The organism is Pseudomonas sp. 1L-E-NC-VB-C3, assembly GCF_057291535.1.
The window spans coordinates 26,305-43,756 of record NZ_JBXAWD010000013.1 but is presented as its reverse complement, the minus strand read 5'-3'; the positions used below and the strand labels follow the sequence as shown (position 1 = coordinate 43,756).

Annotated in this window: 16 protein-coding genes; 10 read left to right on the top strand and 6 right to left on the bottom strand. The window is 61.0% G+C overall.

Going from position 1 to position 17,452, the window contains the following annotated elements:
• Positions 1 to 176 precede the first annotated feature (176 nt).
• The 5 genes from kdgD (at position 177) to AC0Z5Z_RS20775 (ending at position 6,890) form a co-directional block, all read left to right on the top strand.
• On the top strand, positions 177 to 1,088 hold the full coding sequence (gene kdgD / locus AC0Z5Z_RS20795) for a 5-dehydro-4-deoxyglucarate dehydratase (RefSeq protein ID WP_039759443.1): 912 nt from the start codon (positions 177 to 179) through the stop codon (positions 1,086 to 1,088).
• 71 nt (positions 1,089 to 1,159) lie between these two features.
• Positions 1,160 to 2,605: an aldehyde dehydrogenase family protein gene (locus AC0Z5Z_RS20790; protein WP_041477963.1), complete on the top strand. Its 1,446-nt coding sequence runs from the start codon at positions 1,160 to 1,162 to the stop codon at positions 2,603 to 2,605.
• A gap of 165 nt (positions 2,606 to 2,770) precedes the next feature.
• Positions 2,771 to 4,132 (top strand): MFS transporter, encoded by a 1,362-nt coding sequence (locus AC0Z5Z_RS20785; RefSeq protein ID WP_041477964.1) that lies wholly within the window; start codon positions 2,771 to 2,773, stop codon positions 4,130 to 4,132.
• An 11-nt stretch (positions 4,133 to 4,143) separates the two neighbouring features.
• The gene (gene garD / locus AC0Z5Z_RS20780) at positions 4,144 to 5,697 is read left to right on the top strand and encodes a galactarate dehydratase (RefSeq protein ID WP_016771706.1); all 1,554 of its coding nucleotides are present in this window, start codon (positions 4,144 to 4,146) and stop codon (positions 5,695 to 5,697) included.
• A gap of 251 nt (positions 5,698 to 5,948) precedes the next feature.
• Positions 5,949 to 6,890, top strand: coding sequence for an AEC family transporter (locus tag AC0Z5Z_RS20775; RefSeq protein ID WP_150742783.1), 942 nt, complete (start codon positions 5,949 to 5,951; stop codon positions 6,888 to 6,890).
• A gap of 100 nt (positions 6,891 to 6,990) precedes the next feature.
• Here AC0Z5Z_RS20775 and AC0Z5Z_RS20770 read toward each other — a convergent pair whose 3' ends face one another.
• From AC0Z5Z_RS20770 to gatC, 6 genes are all read right to left on the bottom strand, one after another.
• Positions 6,991 to 7,371 (bottom strand): carboxymuconolactone decarboxylase family protein, encoded by a 381-nt coding sequence (locus AC0Z5Z_RS20770; RefSeq protein ID WP_123443389.1) that lies wholly within the window; start codon positions 7,369 to 7,371, stop codon positions 6,991 to 6,993.
• Positions 7,368 to 8,444, bottom strand: a complete 1,077-nt coding sequence (locus tag AC0Z5Z_RS20765) for a calcium/sodium antiporter (RefSeq protein ID WP_177434209.1) — start codon at positions 8,442 to 8,444, stop codon at positions 7,368 to 7,370. Before AC0Z5Z_RS20765 ends, AC0Z5Z_RS20770 begins: the two co-directional genes overlap by 4 nt.
• Positions 8,445 to 8,475: 31 nt before the next feature.
• Positions 8,476 to 8,847, bottom strand: a complete 372-nt coding sequence (locus AC0Z5Z_RS20760; protein WP_024011604.1) for a septal ring lytic transglycosylase RlpA family protein — start codon at positions 8,845 to 8,847, stop codon at positions 8,476 to 8,478.
• Positions 8,848 to 9,065: 218 nt separating this feature from the next.
• The gene (gatB, locus tag AC0Z5Z_RS20755; protein ID WP_485611580.1) at positions 9,066 to 10,511 is read right to left on the bottom strand and encodes an Asp-tRNA(Asn)/Glu-tRNA(Gln) amidotransferase subunit GatB; all 1,446 of its coding nucleotides are present in this window, start codon (positions 10,509 to 10,511) and stop codon (positions 9,066 to 9,068) included.
• A gap of 10 nt (positions 10,512 to 10,521) precedes the next feature.
• Positions 10,522 to 11,973, bottom strand: coding sequence for an Asp-tRNA(Asn)/Glu-tRNA(Gln) amidotransferase subunit GatA (gatA, locus tag AC0Z5Z_RS20750; RefSeq protein WP_042608774.1), 1,452 nt, complete (start codon positions 11,971 to 11,973; stop codon positions 10,522 to 10,524).
• Between the two features lie 16 nt (positions 11,974 to 11,989).
• Positions 11,990 to 12,277, bottom strand: coding sequence for an Asp-tRNA(Asn)/Glu-tRNA(Gln) amidotransferase subunit GatC (gatC, locus tag AC0Z5Z_RS20745; protein ID WP_024011606.1), 288 nt, complete (start codon positions 12,275 to 12,277; stop codon positions 11,990 to 11,992).
• A 211-nt stretch (positions 12,278 to 12,488) separates the two neighbouring features.
• On the opposite strand from gatC, the gene mreB reads away from it, so the two are divergent.
• The 5 genes from mreB (at position 12,489) to rng (ending at position 17,411) form a co-directional block, all read left to right on the top strand.
• Entirely contained in the window at positions 12,489 to 13,526 is a 1,038-nt protein-coding gene (gene mreB / locus AC0Z5Z_RS20740; protein ID WP_002555108.1) for a rod shape-determining protein MreB, read from the top strand.
• A 140-nt stretch (positions 13,527 to 13,666) separates the two neighbouring features.
• Positions 13,667 to 14,770 (top strand): rod shape-determining protein MreC, encoded by a 1,104-nt coding sequence (gene mreC, locus AC0Z5Z_RS20735; RefSeq protein ID WP_076565845.1) that lies wholly within the window; start codon positions 13,667 to 13,669, stop codon positions 14,768 to 14,770.
• Positions 14,770 to 15,261 carry a rod shape-determining protein MreD gene (mreD, locus tag AC0Z5Z_RS20730; RefSeq protein WP_056782930.1) on the top strand — a complete coding sequence of 164 codons (492 nt, stop codon included), beginning with the start codon at positions 14,770 to 14,772 and terminating at the stop codon, positions 15,259 to 15,261. The genes mreC and mreD overlap by 1 nt, the downstream gene beginning before the upstream one ends.
• Positions 15,262 to 15,298: 37 nt before the next feature.
• Positions 15,299 to 15,895 carry a Maf family protein gene (locus AC0Z5Z_RS20725; RefSeq protein ID WP_073473801.1) on the top strand — a complete coding sequence of 199 codons (597 nt, stop codon included), beginning with the start codon at positions 15,299 to 15,301 and terminating at the stop codon, positions 15,893 to 15,895.
• Between the two features lie 58 nt (positions 15,896 to 15,953).
• Entirely contained in the window at positions 15,954 to 17,411 is a 1,458-nt protein-coding gene (gene rng / locus AC0Z5Z_RS20720; RefSeq protein WP_016771696.1) for a ribonuclease G, read from the top strand.
• Positions 17,412 to 17,452: the final 41 nt, after the last annotated feature.

The window sequence follows — 17,452 nt, the reverse complement described above, 5'->3', positions numbered from 1 at the left end:
CACGAGCCTTGTAGCCATTTCATAAAGTGCAAAAGCCAATCTTGTCCGACAAAAAAGCCCTGCCACCGATGAAATGCAGTTGACGGTTATTTTTTAAGTTGTACGATGACCTACAACTTCGGCGAAGGCTGAACGATCCACTCACAATAAAACGTTGCTACCAGGGTGTTCGAATAATGAATCCACAAGAACTGAAGTCCATCCTCTCTGCCGGCCTGCTGTCTTTCCCGGTGACCGATTTCAACGCGCAGGGCGATTTCAACCGCGCGGGCTACATCAAACGTCTGGAATGGCTGGCTCCGTATGGCGCTTCGGCTCTGTTCGCCGCCGGTGGCACCGGTGAGTTCTTCTCCCTGGCCGCCAGCGAATACTCGGAAATCATCAAGACTGCCGTCGACACCTGCGCAACCAGCGTGCCAATCCTCGCCGGCGTCGGCGGTTCGACCCGCCAGGCCATCGAATACGCTCAGGAAGCCGAGCGTCTGGGCGCCAAAGGCCTGCTGCTGCTGCCGCACTACCTGACCGAAGCGAGCCAGGACGGTGTTGCCGCCCACGTTGAAGCCGTGTGCAAATCGGTGAAGATCGGCGTGGTCGTCTACAACCGCAACGTTTGCCGTCTCACCGCGCCGCTGCTGGAACGTCTGGCCGAGCGCTGCCCGAACCTGATCGGCTACAAGGATGGCCTGGGCGATATCGAGTTGATGGTGTCGATCCGTCGCCGCCTCGGTGATCGCTTCAGCTACCTGGGTGGTCTGCCGACCGCTGAAGTCTACGCCGCTGCCTACAAGGCTTTGGGCGTGCCGGTGTACTCCTCGGCGGTGTTCAACTTCATCCCGAAAACCGCGATGGACTTCTACCACGCGATCGCTCGCGAAGATCACGCCACCGTCGGCAAGATCATCGACGACTTCTTCCTGCCGTACCTGGACATCCGTAACCGCAAGGCCGGTTACGCCGTGAGTATCGTCAAGGCAGGTGCAAAAATCGCTGGCTATGACGCAGGTCCGGTGCGTGCGCCGCTGACCGACCTGACCGGCGAAGAGTACGAAATGCTCGCCGCGCTGATCGACAAGCAAGGCGCGCAATAAGCGAGAAAAGCGAGGCCGCTGAGCAATCAGCGGCTTTTTGCGTGAAGGCTTTTAGAGTTGAGGGCTGCCCTGTGACAACTGCAAAACGCTACGACAACTACATCAATGGCGAATGGGTCGCCGGTGCCGATTACTCGGCCAACATCAACCCGTCCGAACTCAGCGACACCATCGGCGACTACGCCAAGGCTGACCTGACCCAGGTCAACGCCGCCATCGACGCTGCCCGCGCTGCGTTCCCGGCGTACTCCACGTCGGGCATCCAGGCTCGTCACGATTCGCTGGATAAAGTCGGCACGGAAATTCTCGCCCGTCGCGAAGAGCTTGGCACCCTGCTGGCCCGTGAAGAAGGCAAGACCCTGCCGGAGGCGATCGGTGAAGTGACCCGCGCCGGCAACATTTTCAAGTTCTTCGCCGGTGAATGCCTGCGTCTGTCCGGTGACTACGTGCCGTCGGTACGCCCGGGCGTCAACGTCGAAGTCACTCGCGAAGCGCTGGGCGTGGTCGGTCTGATCACTCCGTGGAACTTCCCGATCGCCATCCCGGCGTGGAAAATCGCTCCGGCCCTGGCCTACGGCAACTGCGTCGTGCTCAAGCCTGCCGATCTGGTGCCGGGCTGCGCCTGGGCGTTGGCCGAAATCATCTCCCGCGCGGGCTTCCCGGCCGGTGTGTTCAACCTGGTAATGGGCAGCGGTCGCGTGGTTGGCGAGGCGTTGGTCAACAGCCCGAAAGTCGACGGCATCAGCTTCACCGGTTCGGTGGGCGTTGGCCGCCAGATCGCCGTCAACTGCGTTTCGCGCCAGGCCAAGGTGCAGCTGGAAATGGGCGGCAAGAACCCGCAGATCATTCTCGATGACGCCGACCTCAAGCAAGCGGTCGAGCTGTCGGTGCAGAGCGCGTTCTACTCCACCGGCCAGCGCTGCACAGCGTCGAGCCGTCTGATCGTCACCGCCGGCATTCACGACAAGTTCGTTGAAGCGATGGCCGAGCGCATGAAGTCGATCAAGGTCGGCCACGCGCTGAAGGCCGGCACCGACATCGGTCCGGTGGTCTCCCAGGCGCAGCTGGAGCAGGACATGAAGTACATCGACATCGGCCAGTCCGAAGGTGCACGTCTGGTCAGCGGCGGCGGTGTGGTGACTTGCGACACCGAGGGCTACTTCCTCGCGCCAACGCTGTTCGCCGACAGCGAAGCGTCGATGCGCATCAGCCGCGAAGAGATCTTCGGCCCGGTGGCCAATATTGTTCGTGTGGCCGATTACGAAGCTGCGCTGGCAATGGCCAACGACACCGAATTCGGCTTGTCGGCCGGCATCGCCACCACCTCGCTGAAGTACGCCAACCACTTCAAGCGCCACTCCCAGGCCGGGATGGTGATGGTCAACCTGCCGACCGCCGGTGTGGATTACCACGTACCGTTCGGCGGGCGTAAAGGTTCGTCCTACGGCTCCCGTGAGCAGGGCCGCTATGCACAAGAGTTCTACACCGTGGTGAAAACCGCCTATGTAGGCTCCTGATACACGCAATACCCCTGTAGGAGCTGCCGAAGGCTGCGATCTTTTGATCTTTTTTTTCAAGATCAAGATCAAAAGATCGCAGCCTTCGGCAGCTCCTACAGGCAATAAATGCAAGACCAAAGAAGCTTCACCCCGCATAAAAATAATCAGTGGGAGTACATCTGCATGCAATCCTCCAAGCCGACTCACGTCCGCTATTTGATCCTGCTCATGCTGTTTCTGGTGACCACGATCAACTACGCCGACCGTGCCACGATCGCCATTGCCGGCTCCAGCCTGCAAAAGGACCTTGGCATTGACGCCGTCACCCTCGGCTACATCTTCTCCGCATTCGGTTGGGCTTACGTGGCCGGGCAAATTCCCGGTGGCTGGCTGCTCGATCGCTTCGGCTCGAAAAAAGTCTATGCCCTGAGCATTTTCACCTGGTCGCTGTTCACCGTGCTGCAAGGCTTCGTCGGTGAATTCGGCATGTCCACGGCAGTGGTTGCGCTGTTCATGCTGCGTTTCCTGGTGGGCCTGGCCGAGGCGCCATCGTTCCCCGGCAACGCGCGCATCGTGGCGGCGTGGTTCCCGACCGCTGAACGCGGTACCGCTTCGGCGATCTTCAACTCGGCGCAATACTTTGCCACCGTGCTGTTCGCGCCGTTGATGGGCTGGATCGTCTACAGCTTCGGCTGGGAGCACGTGTTCATCGTCATGGGTATCCTCGGTATCGTGTTCTCGCTGGTGTGGCTGAAAGTCATCTACAGCCCGCGCGAACACCCACGCGTCAACGAGGCCGAGTTCAAGCACATCGCTGACAACGGCGGCATGGTCGACATGGATCAGAAGGGCAAGAAGTCCGACGGTCCGAAGTGGGATTACATCCGTCAGCTGCTGACCAACCGCATGATGCTGGGAGTGTATCTGGGCCAGTACTGCATCAACGGCATCACCTATTTCTTCCTGACCTGGTTCCCGGTGTATCTGGTGCAAGAGCGTGGCATGACCATTCTCAAGGCCGGTTTCATCGCTTCGTTGCCGGCCATTTGCGGCTTTATCGGCGGCGTGCTCGGCGGGGTGATTTCCGACTACCTGCTGCGCAAGGGCCATTCGCTGACCTTCGCCCGCAAGGCGCCGATCATCGCCGGCCTGCTGGTGTCGAGCAGCATCGTCGCGTGCAACTATGTTGACGTGGAATGGATGGTGGTGGGCTTCATGGCTCTGGCATTCTTCGGCAAAGGCGTTGGCGCACTGGGCTGGGCGGTGGTCTCCGACACCTCGCCGAAACAGATCGCCGGTCTGAGCGGCGGCCTGTTCAACACCTTCGGCAACATCGCTTCGATCACCACGCCGATCGTCATCGGCTACATCATCAGCTCCACCGGCTCGTTCAAATGGGCGCTGGTGTTTGTCGGCGCCAACGCACTGGTCGCGGTGTTCAGCTATCTGGTAATCGTCGGCCCGATCAAGCGTGTGGTCCTGAAAGAGCCGCCAGCCAAGGGCGGCAATGAAGCCACCGGCAATTTGTCTCAAGCGCATTCCTGAGGAGCGGCGTCATGCAGTTGATTGAACATTCCGACTCGCCGCGCTACATCCGCCTGCACGAGCGGGACAACGTTGTAGTGGTGGTCAACGATCAGGGCGTACCGGCCGGTACCGAGTTTGCCGATGGCCTGGTCACCTTGGATTTCGTACCGCAGAGCCACAAGGTCACTCTGGAGGATATTCCTGAGGGCGGCCCGGTGATTCGTTACGGGCAGATCATCGGCTATGCCTTGCAGCCGATCCGTCGCGGCAGTTGGGTCAAGGAAGATCAACTGCGCATGCCGACCGCGCCGCCGCTGGACAGCTTGCCGCTGTCCACCGATGTGCCGGATGCGCAGGCACCGCTGGAAGGCTTCACGTTCGAGGGTTATCGCAACGCCGACGGCACCGTCGGCACGCGCAACATTCTCGGCATCACCACCACCGTGCAGTGCGTCACCGGCGTGCTCGATCATGCGGTCAAGCGCATCAAGGAAGAGCTGCTGCCGAAGTACCCGCACGTCGATGACGTGGTGGCACTGACCCACAGTTATGGCTGCGGTGTGGCGATTACCGCGACCGACGCCTACATCCCGATTCGTACCGTGCGCAATCTGGCGCGCAACCCGAACCTGGGCGGCGAGGCGCTGGTGATCGGTCTGGGCTGCGAGAAATTGCAGGCCGGGCAGGTGATGCACGAGGACGATGCCTCGGTGGATCTCAGCGATCCGTGGTTGTACCGCTTGCAGGATTCGAGTCACGGCTTCACCGAAATGATTGAGCAGATCATGGAACTGGCTGAAGTGCGCTTGAAGAAACTCGACCAGCGCCGCCGCGAAACCGTGCCGGCCTCCGAGCTGATTCTCGGTATGCAGTGCGGCGGCAGCGATGCGTTTTCCGGCATCACCGCCAACCCGGCGCTGGGTTATGCCTCGGACTTGCTATTGCGTGCGGGGGCGACGGTGATGTTTTCCGAAGTCACCGAAGTGCGCGATGCGATCTACCTGCTGACCTCACGGGCGCAGACGCAGACCGTCGCCGAAGAGCTGGTACGCGAGATGGACTGGTACGACCGTTACCTGGCCAAGGGCGAGGCCGATCGCAGCGCCAACACCACGCCGGGCAACAAGAAGGGCGGGTTGTCGAACATTGTCGAGAAGTCGCTGGGCTCGATCGTCAAGTCCGGCAGCAGCGCGATCAATGGCGTGCTCGGCCCGGGCGAGCGTTTCAAGCACAAGGGCCTGATTTTCTGCGCGACGCCGGCCAGCGATTTTGTCTGCGGTACGTTGCAACTGGCAGCAGGGATGAACCTGCACGTGTTCACCACCGGTCGCGGCACGCCTTACGGGCTGGCCATGGCGCCGGTGGTCAAGGTTTCGACGCGGACTGAACTGGCGCAGCGCTGGCCGGACCTGATCGACATTGATGCCGGACGCATTGCCACCGGGCGCGCGACCATCGAAGAACTGGGCTGGGAGTTGTTTCACTATTACCTGGACGTTGCCAGTGGCAAGCAACAGACCTGGGCGGAGAAACACAAGCTGCACAACGACATCACCTTGTTCAACCCGGCGCCGATTACCTGATCGTTTCATGGAAGATCAAAAGCCCCTCACCCCAGCCCTCTCCCGGAGGGAGAGGGGGCCGACCGAGTTGTTTGGCGCTATACATCGACCTGACAAATCGGGTCGATTATGGATTCGACGATGTCATTTCAGGTCGGTGGATTGTTTAAATATCCCCCGATCGGTTCCCTCTCCCTTTGGGAGAGGGCTAGGGTGAGGGGCTTTTGCTTTATCATTGCCCCCCTGACTAAGCTCACCCAAGGCTCTCCGGCATGCTGGCAATCTTTCTTGAAACCCTGAACATCACCGCGCCGGTGTTTGCCATGCTGTTTCTCGGTGTGCTGCTCAAGCGCATCGACTGGATCAACGACAACTTCATCCACACCGCCTCGTCGCTGGTATTCAACGTGACCATGCCGGCGCTGCTGTTCCTCGGCATCCTTCACGCGGATCTGCACGCCGCGCTGCAACCTTCGCTCCTCATCTACTTTTCCCTTGCCACTCTGGTGAGTTTCGCTGTGGCTTGGGGCTGGGCGATTTTCAGGTGTCCGCGCGAAGATCGCGGCATCTACACCCAGGGTGCGTTTCGCGGCAACAACGGCGTGATCGGTCTTGCACTCGCCGCGAGCATGTACGGCGATTACGGCATTTCCCTCGGGGCGATTCTGGCGGCGCTGGTGATCCTGTTCTACAACACCCTGTCGACCATTGTGCTGGCGGTGTACAGCCCGGTGATCAAGTCCGATCCGTGGAGCATCTGCAAAAGCGTGTTCAGCAACCCGCTGATCATCAGCGTGATTTCGGCAGCGCCGTTTGCCTATTTCAAGATCGGACTGCCGGGCTGGCTGGAGACCTCCGGTCAGTATCTGGCGCAGACTACGTTGCCACTGGCGCTGATCTGTATCGGTGGCACGCTGTCTCTGGCGGCGCTGCGCAAGAGCGGCAAGATGGCGCTCAGTTCCAGCCTGGTGAAGATGATCGGTCTGCCGGTGCTGGCGACACTGGGGGCATGGCTGTGGGGCTTTCGCGGCGCGGAGCTGGGGATTCTGTTTCTCTACTTTGGCAGCCCGACGGCGGCGGCGAGTTTCGTCATGGCCCGGGCGGCGCAGGGCAATCATGAGCTTGCAGCAGCGATTATCGTGATGACCACGTTGATGGCGGCTATTACCACCAATGTCGGGATCTTTGTGTTGCAGTGGGGTGGGTGGATCTGACCAAGGATTTGCAGTGTCTGTCAGGGCCTCTTCGCGAGCAGGCTCGCTCCCACAGGGAAACGCATTCCAACTGTGGGAGCGAGCCTGCTCGCGAAGGCGGTCACTGCGGTTTCTGATAGCTGTCGATCACTTCCTGCGCCGCGCGAAACGCATCGATCGCCGCTGGCACGCCGGCATACACCGCGCAATGCAGCAGCGCTTCGCGAATCTCTTCCACCGTGCAGCCGTTGTTCAGCGCACCGCGCACGTGGCCCTTCAACTCTTGCGGACACTTCAACGCGGTCAGCGCGGCGAGGGTAATCAGGCTGCGGGTTTTCAGCGACAAACCTTCGCGATTCCACACGCCACCCCAGGCGTGTTCATTGACGAAATCCTGCAACGGCTGGGTGAACTCGGTGGCGTTGCCCAAGGCGCGATCAACGAACGCATCGCCCATGACCTGACGACGGATTTCAACCCCGGACTGCTTCGACTCGCTCATGGCACATCTCTCTTGTGGTGTTGGCGACGCCAGGCGCGGATCGACGTGAACAGCAGAAACGTCAGCAGCGCCGGCAGGACATAAAACAGCATCAAGCGCTCGAGTTTGCCGGCCAGCGGCATGCCGGTGGTGAACGACACCACATGCAGCCCGTAGACCAGATACAAACCGAGCAGCAGCAAGCCTTCGGCTCGAGTCACGCGGTAGCCCGAGTAAAACACTGGCAGACACAGCGCAGCGACGCCGAGCATCACCGGCAAGTCAAAATCCAGCGCGTTGGGGGAGACGGAAAGCGGCGTCGGTGCGAGCAGCGCGGTCAGCCCGAGTACCCCGAGCAGGTTGAACAGATTGGCGCCGATCACGTTGCCCACGGCAATGTCACGCTGCCCGCGCAGGGCGGCGATCAGCGAGGTCGCCAGTTCCGGCAGCGAGGTGCCGACCGCGACCACGGTCAGGCCGATGACCCGTTCGGACAGGCCCAGGTCGGTGGCCACGACCACGGCGGCGCCGAGCAGCAGACGGCCGGCGAACACCAGCATGGCCAGGCCAGCGAGAATCATCAGCACACTGATCAACCAGGATTGCTGCGTATCCTGTGGTCGTGCGCCATGGGGCCGGGTCGAGTGTCGCGACTGACGCAACAGCAAGCCGAGGTACAGCGCCAAAGCGCCGAGCAGCACGACGCCGTCGAAACGCCCGAGGTCTTTATTCCAGGCGAGGATGAATACCAGCAGGCTGGCACCGATCATCAGCGGGATATCCAGGCGCACCAGTTGCCGCGACACGCGCAGCGGGATGATCAGTGCCGAGAGGCCAAGGGTTACGAGGATATTGAATATGCCGCTGCCGACCACGCTGCCGACGGCGATGTCGGGGTTGTCGGTCAACGCCGCTTGCAGGCTGACGGTCATCTGCGGCGCGCTGCTGCCGAGGGCGACGATGGTCAGGCCGATGATCAACGGACGCACATGCAGGCGCTCGGCCAGACGCACGGCGGCGCGCACCATCAGCTCGGCGCCGATGAGCAAAAGACACAGGCCGCTGAGCAGTTCGATGACGTTGATCAGCGGCAGATCGGCTAGTCCGAAAATGGTCGACGCTCCATTAGTCCAGGGCCTGCACGCGAACCCGTGCGGTGCCACTGCGCAGCATGCCGATTTCATCGGCGGCCTCGCGTGACAGATCGATCAGTCGGCCACGGGTGTGCGGGCCACGGTCATTGATGCGGACCACGACTGATTCATCGTTTTTCAGATTGGTGACCTTCACCCGCGTGCCGAACGGCAACTGGCGGTGGGCGGCGGTCAGGGAATGCTGGTTGAACGCTTCGCCGCTGGCGGTGCGTTTACCGTGATGTTTGGCTCCGTAATAGGAGGCGACGCCGGTCTGGTCGTAACCGTGCGGGTCGATGGTGTCGGTACTGGCGCAACCGGCCAGCAGAGAGAGCAGGGCGCTGCTCAGCAACAGACGCTTCATTCAAAGGTATCCCGGATCAAATGTAGGAGTGACCTGTGGCGAGGGGATTTATCCCCGTTGGACTGCGCAGCAGTCCCAAAACTGAGAACTCGGTTTATCTGGTGCAAATCAAACTCAGCAATTGGGGCCGCTTCGCGGCCCAACGGGGATAAATCCCCTCGCCACAGGTCCCTTCCACAGGGGATGGAGCCAGGCTTTGGATCTGGCTCCATTGGTGGTCAGCCTTCGAGCTTGCTTTTCAGCAGTTCGTTCACCTGCTGCGGGTTGGCCTTGCCTTTCGAGGCTTTCATGGCCTGGCCGACGAAGAAGCCGAACATCTTGCCGCGTTTGACTTCGTCTGCCGCGCGGTACTGTTCGACCTGTTCGGCGTTGGCCGCGAGCATTTCGTCGAGCACGGCCGAGATCGCGCCGGTGTCGGTGACTTGCTTGAGGCCGCGCTTCTCGATGATCTCGTCAGCACTGCCTTCACCATTGGCCATCGCTTCGAACACTACCTTGGCGATCTTGCCGGAGATGGTGTTGTCCTTGATGCGCTGCAGCATGCCGCCCAGTTGCTCGGCGGAGACTGGCGAGTCTTCGATGTCCAGGCCCTGCTTGTTGAGCAGGCTGCCCAACTCGACCATCACCCAGTTCGCCGCCAGTTTCGCGTCGCCACCGATGGCTGCGACTTTCTCGAAGTAATCCGCCTGTTCACGGCTGGTGGCCAGCACGTTGGCGTCGTAAGCCGACAGACCGAACTGGCTCTGGAAGCGCTCGCGCTTTTGCGGTGGCAGTTCCGGCAGGGTGGCACGCACTTCACCGAGGAACGACTCTTCGATGACCACCGGCAGCAGGTCCGGATCAGGGAAGTAACGGTAGTCGTTGGCTTCCTCTTTCGAACGCATCGGACGGGTCTCGTCCTTGTTCGGATCGTACAGGCGGGTCTGCTGGATCACTTTGCCGCCGTCCTCGATCAGTTCGATCTGGCGCTGGATCTCGGAGTTGATTGCCTTCTCGATGAAACGGAACGAGTTGACGTTCTTGATCTCGCAGCGAGTGCCGAACTCGACCTGGCCTTTCGGCCGTACCGAGACGTTGCAGTCGCAACGCAGCGAGCCTTCGGCCATGTTGCCGTCGCAGATGCCCAGGTAACGCACCAGCGCGTGGATCGCCTTGACGTAAGCCACGGCTTCCTTGGCGCTGCGCATGTCCGGCTCGGAAACGATTTCCAGCAGCGGCGTGCCGGCACGGTTCAGGTCGATGCCGGTGGCACCGTTGAATTCTTCGTGCAGGCTCTTGCCGGCGTCTTCTTCCAGGTGCGCGCGGGTGATGCCGACGCGTTTGACCGTGCCGTCTTCCAGGGCGATGTCCAGGTGGCCTTTGCCAACGATCGGCAATTCCATCTGGCTGATCTGATAGCCCTTGGGCAGATCCGGGTAGAAATAGTTTTTCCGGGCGAACACGTTGTGCTGGCCGATCTCGGCGTCAATTGCCAGACCGAACATCACCGCCATGCGCACCGCTTCCTGGTTGAGCACCGGCAGCACGCCGGGCATGCCCAGGTCGATCAGGCTGGCCTGGGTGTTCGGCTCGGAACCGAATGTGGTGGAACTACCGGAAAAGATTTTCGACCGGGTGGTGAGCTGAGTGTGAATCTCCAGCCCGATCACGACTTCCCATTGCATGTGTGTCTCCTCAGAAGCCGGTTGGGGTGCGGGTGTGCCAGTCAGTGTTGAGCTGATACTGGTGGGCAACGTTCAACAGGCGGCCCTCCTGGAAGTACGGCGCGAGCAACTGCACGCCCACCGGCAGACCGTCGACAAAACCGGCCGGCATCGACAGGCCCGGCAGGCCAGCGAGGTTGGCGGTGATGGTGTAGACGTCTTCCAGATAGGCTGCGACCGGGTCGCTGTTCTTCGCGCCAAGCTTCCAGGCCGGGTTCGGCGTGGTCGGGCCGAGGATGATGTCGACTTCATTGAACGCAGCCATGAAATCGTTCTTCACCAGACGACGGATCTTCTGCGCTTTCAGGTAGTAGGCGTCGTAGTAACCGGCGGACAGCGCGTAGGCACCGACCATGATCCGGCGCTGTACTTCCGCGCCGAAGCCTTCGCCACGGGAGCGCTTGTACAGGTCGATAAGGTTTTCCGGGTTTTCGCAGCGATGGCCGAAACGCACGCCGTCGAAACGCGACAGGTTGGAAGACGCTTCTGCCGGGGCGATCACGTAGTACGCAGGAATGGCGTGCTGCATGTTCGGCAGGCTGATTTCCTTGATCACCGCACCGAGCTTCTGCAACTGCTGGATGCTGTTCTGGATCAGCTCGGCAATGCGCGGGTCGAGACCGGCGCTGAAGTATTCCTTCGGCACGCCGATGCGCAGGCCTTGCAGCGAATCGCCGAGGCTGGCGGAGTAATCCGGAACCGGCTCATCGATGCTGGTGGAGTCGTTCGGGTCGAAGCCGGCCATGCCTTGCAGCAGAATCGCGCAGTCTTCGGCCGTGCGTGCCAACGGGCCGCCCTGATCGAGGCTGGAAGCGTAGGCAATCATGCCCCAGCGCGAAACGCGACCGTAGGTCGGCTTCAGGCCGGTGAGGTTGGTGAACGCCGCCGGCTGACGGATCGAACCGCCGGTGTCGGTGGCGGTGGCGGCAGGCAGCAGGCGAGCGGCCACGGCGGCGGCCGAACCACCGGACGAACCGCCCGGCACGTGTTCCAGGTTCCACGGGTTTTTCACCGCGCCGTACCAGCTCGACTCGTTGGCCGAACCCATGGCGAATTCGTCCATGTTGGTCTTGCCCAGGGTCACGGCGCCGGCAGCGGCCAGTTTCGCAACGACAGTGGCGTCATACGGGGCTTTGAAGTTGTCGAGCATCTTCGAGCCGCAGCTGGTGCGGATGCCCTGGGTGCAGAACAGATCCTTGTGGGCAATCGGCGCGCCGAGCAGGGCGCCGCTCTCACCATTGGCCCGGCGTGCATCGGCGGCTTTCGCCTGCTCGATGGCCAGATCCTCGGTGAGGCTGATGAAACTGTTGAGCTGCGGATCGAGCTGGGTAATACGCGCCAGCAGGACTTTGGTCAGCTCTTCGGAGGAAAACTTTTTATCGGCGAGACCGCGGGCGATCTCGGCCAGAGTCATTTGATGCATTGCAGGCTCTTTCCCTTTAGTCGATGACTTTCGGAACCAGATACAGGCCGTTTTCGACCGCTGGTGCGATGGACTGGTAGGCCTCGCGATTATTCGTCTCGGTCACCACGTCGGCGCGCAGGCGCTGACTGGCTTCCAGGGGGTGGGCCAGCGGCTCGATACCGTCGGTATCAACGGCCTGCATTTCGTCGACCAGCCCGAGAATGCTGTTGAGGGCGGAAGTAATGTGCGGAAGATCGGCATCGTTGAGGCCAAGGCAGGCCAGATGCGCGATTTTTTCCACGTCGGAGCGTTCTAGCGCCATCGGGATTCTCCAGTGGAAAACAGAACGGACGGCGTCCGTGTGTTAGATTGTCGGAACACTACCGCACTTCTACGGTCATAAGGCCGCGATTGTGGGGCTTGGTGCACAGAAAAGCGGCCAATTTAACATATTGGCGCCTTGCCCAAAATCCCTGTCGTTGTTAGAGTTTGCCGCACTTTTTTACCCACGCGTTGCCTAGGGTCCCTTTCCCATGTTCAAGAAACTGCGTGGCATGTTTTCCAGCGATCTTTCCATTGACCTGGGCACTGCCAACACCCTTATTTACGTGCGCGAGCGCGGTATCGTCCTGAATGAGCCATCGGTTGTGGCCATTCGGACACACGGTAACCAGAAAAGTGTCGTTGCTGTCGGCACCGAGGCCAAGCGCATGCTCGGCCGTACGCCGGGCAACATTGCTGCCATTCGTCCGATGAAGGACGGCGTGATCGCCGACTTCAGCGTCTGCGAAAAGATGCTGCAGTACTTTATCAACAAGGTTCACGAAAACAGTTTCCTGCAGCCCAGCCCTCGTGTGCTGATCTGCGTTCCATGCAAGTCCACCCAGGTTGAGCGTCGCGCCATCCGTGAATCGGCCCTTGGCGCCGGTGCCCGTGAAGTGTTCCTGATCGAAGAGCCGATGGCTGCTGCGATCGGTGCCGGTCTGCCGGTTGAAGAAGCGCGCGGTTCGATGGTCGTGGATATCGGTGGTGGTACCACCGAGATCGCCCTGATCTCCCTGAACGGTGTGGTTTACGCCGAATCCGTACGTGTCGGCGGCGACCGTTTCGACGAAGCGATCATCACCTACGTGCGCCGTAACTACGGCAGCCTGATCGGTGAATCCACCGCTGAGCGCATCAAGCAGGAAATCGGTACGGCCTACCCGGGCGGCGAAGTACGCGAAGTCGATGTTCGCGGTCGCAACCTGGCCGAAGGCGTTCCACGCGCATTCACCCTGAACTCCAACGAAGTGCTCGAGGCTCTGCAAGAGTCGCTGGCCACCATCGTTCAGGCGGTGAAAAGCGCGCTGGAGCAATCGCCGCCGGAACTGGCTTCCGACATCGCCGAGCGTGGCCTGGTGCTGACCGGTGGTGGCGCGCTGCTGCGTGACCTCGACAAGTTGCTGGCCCAGGAAACCGGTCTGCCGGTGATCGTTGCCGAAGATCCGCTGACTTGCGTTGCTCGCGGCGGTGGCCGTGCGCTGGAAATGATGGATAAGCACACCATGGATCTGCTTTCGAGCGAATAAGCTTCGAATGCAATACGTGGGTGAACGCACAGGCAGCACTTTGCAGTGCTGCCTGTTGGCGTTTATCTTCTGTCAGTCTTCATCCAGGCCGGTTTGATGCCGTATGAATAAACAGAACATTTGCCTGGGAGGAGCGGCTTATTAAACCGCTTTTCACCAAAGGCCCTTCGTTGGGCGTGCGCCTGTTGGTGCTGGCCGTGCTCGCGGTCGCACTGATGGTGGTCGATGCACGTTTCGACCTGCTCAAGCCCGCGCGCAAGCAAGCGTCGCTGGTGCTCATGGATGCCTACTGGATCACTGATCTGCCCGGCCGCTTGTGGGAAGGGGTCGCCAGTCAGTTCGGCAGCCGCACCGAGCTCGTCGCCGAAAACGAAAAACTCAAGACCGAAAACCTGCTGTTGCAGGGGCGCATGCAAAAGCTCGCGGCCCTGACCGAGCAGAACGTTCGGCTGCGCGAGTTGCTCAACTCCTCCGCACTGGTCAATGAAAAGGTCGAAGTGGCCGAGCTGATCGGCATGGACCCCAACCCCTTCACCCATCGCATCATCATCAACAAAGGTGAGCGCGACGGCGTCGTGCTCGGCCAACCGGTGCTCGATGCACGCGGGCTGATGGGCCAGGTGGTTGAGTTGATGCCGTACACCTCGCGGGTCCTGCTGCTGACCGACACCACTCATAGCATTCCGGTGCAGGTGAATCGTAACGGTCTGCGCGCGATTGCCAGTGGCACCGGCAACCCTGAGCGCCTGGAATTGCGTCATGTCGCCGACACGGCGGACATCAAGGAAGGCGATCTGCTGGTCAGCTCCGGCCTTGGCCAGCGTTTTCCGGCCGGTTATCCGGTGGCCACGGTCAAGGAAGTCATCCACGATTCCGGCCAACCGTTTGCCATTGTCCGTGCGGTACCGACCGCCGCCCTGAACCGCAGCCGCTACCTGCTGCTGGTGTTCAGCGACAGCCGCACTGCCGAGGAACGCGCCAATGACGCGGCCCAGGCGCAGGAACAGCTCGATGCCCACGGCGGTGGCCCGATGTTGCCGGCCAGCGTGCCGAAACCGTTGATCATGCCTGCCACGCCGTCGACCGCTACCGCAGCGCCGGCCGCTGAAGCAGCGGCGCCTGCCACCACGCCTGCCAAGCCTGCCGCGAGCAAACCGCCCGCTGCCGCTCCGGCCGCTGCCAAACCGCCGGCCGCGAGCAAACCACCGGCGAAACCGCCAGCGACTACCGGGGGACGAGAATAATGGTCGGCGCGAAAAAATCCGGAAACAGCTGGATGATCTGGTTGACGTTCTTCGTCGGCATCCTGCTCAGCGTGTCACCGTTGCCGATCTTCATGGAAATCCTTCGCCCGCTGTGGCTGGCCTTGCTCGTGACCTTCTGGGCGCTGTACATGCCGCACACGGTCGGCATGGTCACCGCCTTCTGTCTGGGACTGGCCGAAGATGTCCTGCAGGGCGACCTGCTCGGGCAGAACGCGCTGATCCTGACCCTGATTACTTTCCTCGTGTTGTCGTTGCAGCAGCGTCTGCGCATGTTCCCGATGTGGCAGCAGTGCCTGGTGATCCTGGTGATCTTCGGCCTCGCACAGTTGGCGCAACTGTGGCTGAGCGCTCTGACCGGCAACCGTCAGCCAACCCTGGCGCTGGTCTTGCCGGCGCTGGTCAGTGCCTTGCTCTGGCCGTGGGTCAGCTTCGCCCTTCGCGGGATGTGCCGACGCTACAGAATCTATTGAGCCGGTGAAGCAGGGCACTGAACAGGGAGATGTTTTGATGAAACTGCTTTACCTCGCCTCCGGCTCACCGCGTCGCCGTGAATTGCTCACGCAGATCGGCGTGCAGTTCTCCGCGATCAGCGCGGACATCGACGAAACCCCGCTTCCTGAAGAATCCCCTTCGGCCTATGTCGAACGCCTTGCGCGTGGCAAGGCTGAGGCCGGTCGCCGTTCGGTCGTCTCTGATCAGCCGTTCTGCGTGCTTGGCGCCGACACCGCAGTGGTGCTCGACGGCAAAATACTTGGCAAACCGGTGGACGAAGCCGACGCATGCGCCATGCTGATGATGTTGTCCGGCAACGAACACGAAGTGCTGACCGCCATCGCCGTGCTTGAAGGCGAGCGCTGCGAGTCGCGGGTGGTGCGCAGTCGGGTGCGTTTCCGCAGCATCAGCCGCGATGAGGCCGGCGCCTACTGGGCCAGTGGCGAACCGCGCGACAAGGCCGGCGGCTATGGCATTCAGGGCCTGGGTGCGGTGTTTGTCGCCGGGCTCGAAGGCAGCTACTCGGCGGTGGTCGGCTTGCCGTTGTGCGAAACCTGCGAGGTGTTGGGCCATTTCGGCATACCCTGTTGGCAAAACCTGAACACGCCCTGAGCGTCGTACGAATCCAGATGCGGCCACTATCGTGAACATGCCTGAACGAGATCCTGCCATGAGTGAAGAGATTCTGATCAACATCACGCCGATGGAGTCGCGCGTGGCGGTGGTCGAAAACGGTGTGCTGCAAGAAGTCCACGTCGAGCGCACGCAGAAACGCGGGATCGTCGGCAACATCTATAAAGGCAAGATCGTCCGTGTACTGCCGGGCATGCAGGCGGCATTTGTTGACATCGGCCTCGATCGTGCGGCTTTCATTCACGCCGCCGAAATCTCCCTGCGCGAAGGCCCGGCGGTGGAAAGCATCAGTTCGCTGGTGCACGAAGGCCAGAGCCTGGTGGTGCAAGTCACCAAAGACCCGATCGGCTCCAAAGGCGCACGCCTGACCACACAACTGTCGATTCCTTCGCGTTATCTGGTGTACATGCCGCGTACCGCTCATGTCGGCATTTCCCTGAAGATCGAAGACGAAGCCGAGCGCGAGCGCCTCAAGCAGGTGGTCAGTGATTGCGTGGCCAAAGAAGGCATCAAGGAGGCCGGCGGTTTCATTCTGCGCACGGCTGCTGAAGGCGCGGGCGCTGATGAAATCCTCATGGACATCCGCTACCTGCGGCGCCTCTGGGACCAGATCAACGAGCAGATCAAGACCATCGCCGCGCCGAGCGTGATTTACGAAGACCTCGGCCTGGCCCTGCGCACCCTGCGTGACCTGGTCAATCCGAAAATCGAGAAGATCCGCATCGATTCCCGGGAAACCTTCCAGAAAACCACGCAGTTTGTCGCCGAACTGATGCCGGAAATCGCCGATCGTCTGGAACACTATCCGGGTGAACGACCGATCTTCGATCTGTACGGTGTCGAAGACGAAATCCAGCGCGCGCTGGAGCGCAAGGTGCCGTTGAAGTCTGGCGGCTATCTGGTGATCGATCCGGCGGAAGCCATGACCACCATCGACGTCAACACCGGGGCGTTCGTCGGTCATCGCAACCTCGAAGAAACCATTTTCAAGACCAATCTCGAAGCGGCCACGGCGATTGCCCGGCAGATGCGCCTGCGCAACCTCGGCGGGATCATCATCATCGACTTCATCGACATGGAAGATGAAGAGCACCAGCGTCAGGTCCTGCGCACTCTGGAAAAACAGCTGGAGCGCGACCACGCCAAGACCAACATCATCGGCATCACCGAGTTGGGCCTGGTGCAGATGACCCGCAAGCGCACCCGCGAAAGCCTTGAGCAGGTGCTGTGCGAACCGTGCAGCAGTTGTCAGGGACGCGGCAAACTGAAGACCGCCGAAACCATCTGTTACGAGATCTTCCGCGAGATTCTGCGCGAGGCCCGCGCTTATCAGGCCGAGGGTTACCGGGTGCTGGCCAACCAGAAGGTGGTCGATCGTCTGCTTGATGAAGAGTCCGGTAACGTCGCCGAGCTTGAAGGCTTCATCGGTCGCACCATACGCTTCCAGGTGGAAACCATGTATTCCCAGGAACAATATGACGTGGTGCTGCTCTGAAACCCTGCATCACCCTTCATTCAACGCGGCTGGCCTCAGCT